At 66.0% G+C, this 3,139-nt stretch carries 3 protein-coding genes and 1 pseudogene; all 4 read right to left on the reverse strand.

Annotated elements, in window-relative coordinates; genetic code table 11:
- Positions 1-735 (reverse strand): AAA family ATPase (locus HUK82_RS15550; protein ID WP_176614810.1); only part of this gene is annotated, 735 nt, incomplete at its 3' end.
- A 31-nt stretch (positions 736-766) separates the two neighbouring features.
- Positions 767-1,642 carry an outer membrane protein assembly factor BamD gene (locus HUK82_RS15555; RefSeq protein WP_176614811.1) on the reverse strand — a complete coding sequence of 292 codons (876 nt, stop codon included), beginning with the start codon at positions 1,640-1,642 and terminating at the stop codon, positions 767-769.
- 103 nt (positions 1,643-1,745) lie between these two features.
- Entirely contained in the window at positions 1,746-2,762 is a 1,017-nt protein-coding gene (gene lpxC, locus HUK82_RS15560) for a UDP-3-O-acyl-N-acetylglucosamine deacetylase (RefSeq protein ID WP_246495137.1), read from the reverse strand.
- A gap of 168 nt (positions 2,763-2,930) precedes the next feature.
- A pseudogene (locus HUK82_RS15565) lies at positions 2,931-3,139 on the reverse strand (cell division protein FtsZ); the annotation flags it as partial.

A 3,139-nucleotide genomic window follows, 5' to 3' on the forward strand; every position in this document is an offset into this window, starting at 1 on the left:
GGTGCTGCGGCGGTCGCGCGGCGTGAGGTCGGCCAGCGCGGCAGCGATCGCCTCGCCACGCCGCTCTCCCTGCTGGAGATCCTGACGCAGGGCGGCGAGGTCGTTTTCCTCGTTTTCCTGCGGAGCCAGCGCGGCGAGGTCGTCGGCCGACTGGCGCAGCCATTCCTCTTCACGCTCCGCTTCGGCCATTTCGGCACGGGCGGCGGCCAGAAGGGCCGTTGCCTCGATCCAGGCGCGATAGGTGCGGGCGCAGTCGTTACGGAGCGCTGGCGTCACCCCGAAGGTGTCGAGCAGATCGAGATGCGTGGACTGGTCGGCCAGCCCCATCTGTTCGTGCTGGCCCTGAATTTCGACCAGAAAGGCGGCCGCGCGCCGCATCAGCGTCACGCCGACCGGCTGGTCGTTGATGAACGCGCGTGACCGGCCGTCGGTCGTGACGATCCGCCGCAGGACCAGAGGCTCGTCCCGATCCTCGAGCGCGATCCCCTGTTCTTCGAGAAGCGTGTGCAGCGGATGGTCGACGGCGATTTCAAAGCTCGCCGCGACGCTCGCCTGTTCGGCGCCCGCCCGCACCAGACCCGCGCTGGCGCGATCGCCCAGCGCGAGGCCGAGGCTGTCGAGCAGGATCGATTTGCCCGCGCCCGTCTCGCCGGTCAGGACAGTCAGCCCCGGCGCAAGTGCGAGATCGAGACGCTCGATCAGGACAACGTCGCGGATGGATAGGTGTCTCAGCATGGCCGCGCGCCGCGACGGGGCGCCGGAACGCTCAGAAGATCAGGTTCAGCGCGCGCGACACGACGCCCGGTCGGGGCCCGGTGGGCGCCTGGGTGTGTGCGTCGACCAGATGCGCGCTGCGCAGATCCGCATAGGCGTAGCCGTACCATTTGCTGCCCGGATAGTTATATCCCAGAACACTGCCGGCGCGCTTGGCCTCGTCCCTCAGGCCCAGTGCGAGATACACCTCGACGAGCCTCTGCAGCGCCTCGGGCACATGGTTGGTGGTCTGGAAGTCCTGCACCACGCGCTGGTAGCGGTTCAGGGCGGCCTCATAGTTGTTCTGCTGCTCGTAGAAGCGTCCGACGAGCATTTCCTTGCCGGCCAGATGATCGCGGCAGAGGTCTATCTTGAGCTGCGCATCACGGGCGTAGGCCGTCTGGGGGAAGCGCGAGACGACTTCCTGAAGGGCGTCGAGTGCCTCGACCGTACCCTGCTGGTCGCGCTGCACTTCGGCAATCTGCTCGTAATAGCACAGGGCGCGAAGATAAAAGGCGTACGCGGCATCGTTGCTGGTCGGGTGCAGAAGAAGAAAGCGGTCGAGCTGCTGCACGGCCTCGGGGTACTTGTCCTGCAGATAGTAGGCATACCCCTCCATCAGCTGCGCGTTCGCGACGTAGCCGGAATAGGGATAGTTCTGTTGCAGGGCCTCGAATTCAGCGCTGGCGAGCAGGTAGCGGTTCGTGCGCAGGGCGTCGATGCCGTTGTTGTACATCGTCTCCGGCGGCGCCAGCGGCGGCGGCTTCTGGTCGCCCTTCTTGAACAACCCACAACCGCCAAGCAGCAGCAGAGTCGCGAAGGTCAGACCGCGCGCGGACAGGGCGGTGGCACGTCGCGGGAAACGGGGTGGGGAAAAAGCAGGGGACATGCCGACTCTCTCAGTGACGGCAAGCGTTATATCACGGGTTGCGTCGGGGTGAAGCCACAAGCGGCGGTTTCCTGCCGTAGTCGGCGAATTGGCCGTCAAGACCTTATGCCGCTTCCTCGACAGCGACCCTGGCAGACGCCGAACGTGCGCCGTCACCTGTCAGGGTCCAGGCCGAGGAATCCGCCATCAAGGCTCGCAAAAGCCTGTTGTTCAGGGCGTGACCGGACTTGTGGCCGATGAAGCCTGCCTGCAGGGGGTGACCGGCAAGATAGAGATCGCCCACGGCGTCGAGCATCTTGTGGCGCACGAATTCGTGCTGATGTCGCAGCCCGGCGGGATTGAGCACCCGCTCGCCGTCCACCACGATCGCGTTATCCAGCGAGCCGCCGCGCGCCAGGCCGGCTGCCTGGAGAGCGTCGATTTCATGCCGCTGCGTGAAGGTGCGACTTGACGCCAGTTCACGCACGAACGAGTCGGTGGACAGTTTCATGGCGAAATTCTGCCGCCCGATAACGGCGGCAGCGAAGTCGATGGACAACGCCAGCGACAGGCCGCTGCGTGGCGCGGGGCGCAGTTCGGCGAACGCGTCGCCGTCCTCGACCCGTATGCGGCGCAGAACCTTGATGGTTCTGCGGGGGGTGGGCTGCACCTGACGACCGGCGCAGGACAGCAGGAAACAGAACTCGGCCGATGACCCGTCGAGAACCGGCAGTTCCGGGCCGTCCACCGTGACGCGAACATTGTCGATGCCGCAGCCGCTGAGGGCCGCCACCAGATGTTCGATCGTCGCAACGCGCAGACCGCTGTCGTCGCCGACGACAGTGCTGAGCCGGGTGTCGACGACCGTGTCGTAGCGGGCCCGAACGGTGGCGCCCCCTAGATCGGACCGACTGAACGTGATGCCGCTGTCGGCGGGGGCGGGTGCCAGCCGCAGGGAAATCGGCAGACCCGTATGCAGGCCTATGCCGCGGCAGCCGATGGGCTGCGCCAGTGTGACCTGGAAACGGGAGGCGTTGCCCACGCCACCATCAGCCCGTGTGCCGCGGAGAACCGGTATCGCGTCGGTCTCCAGAGGCCGCATCTGTTCCATCGTCGTGCCCTTCGTTTTTCTTGTCGTCATCGGCGTGCGGATCGCAGGCCGGCACTGGCATCCTGAGCTTTAGCGGCAGGGCACGGCGACCGCCAGTCAAGGTTTATTGCCAACTATTACGGCCTATCCGCTTGAAATTAAGTCATAAAAAAGGCCCCGCGATCAGTATGATCGCGGGGCCCTTCCTGAACGGAGCTTTTAGTTCGACTGGCGGCGCAGGAAGGCTGGAATATCCAGACCGATCTCGTCCGCACCGCCTTCCTGAACCGAGACGCCCGGCGCGGGGGGCTCATGCGGGTGGATCTCAGGCTCGTTACGCTGGGGCGCGGGCGTAGCCTCGGCAGGCGGCCGCCCCCGGAAGGCGCCCGTCACGATGCCGAACAGGCTGCGCGACGGCTGCGGTTCCG

The organism is Ameyamaea chiangmaiensis (assembly GCF_013376175.1).
GTDB lineage: Bacteria > Pseudomonadota > Alphaproteobacteria > Acetobacterales > Acetobacteraceae > Ameyamaea > Ameyamaea chiangmaiensis.

Bases quoted from the DNA above. Each gene is read 5' to 3' on its own strand.
- lpxC (WP_246495137.1), bottom strand. From the start codon at position 2,762: ATGACGACAAGAAAAACGAAGGGCACGACGATGGAACAGATGCGGCCT.
- HUK82_RS15555 (WP_176614811.1), bottom strand. From the start codon at position 1,642: ATGTCCCCTGCTTTTTCCCCACCCCGTTTCCCGCGACGTGCCACCGCC.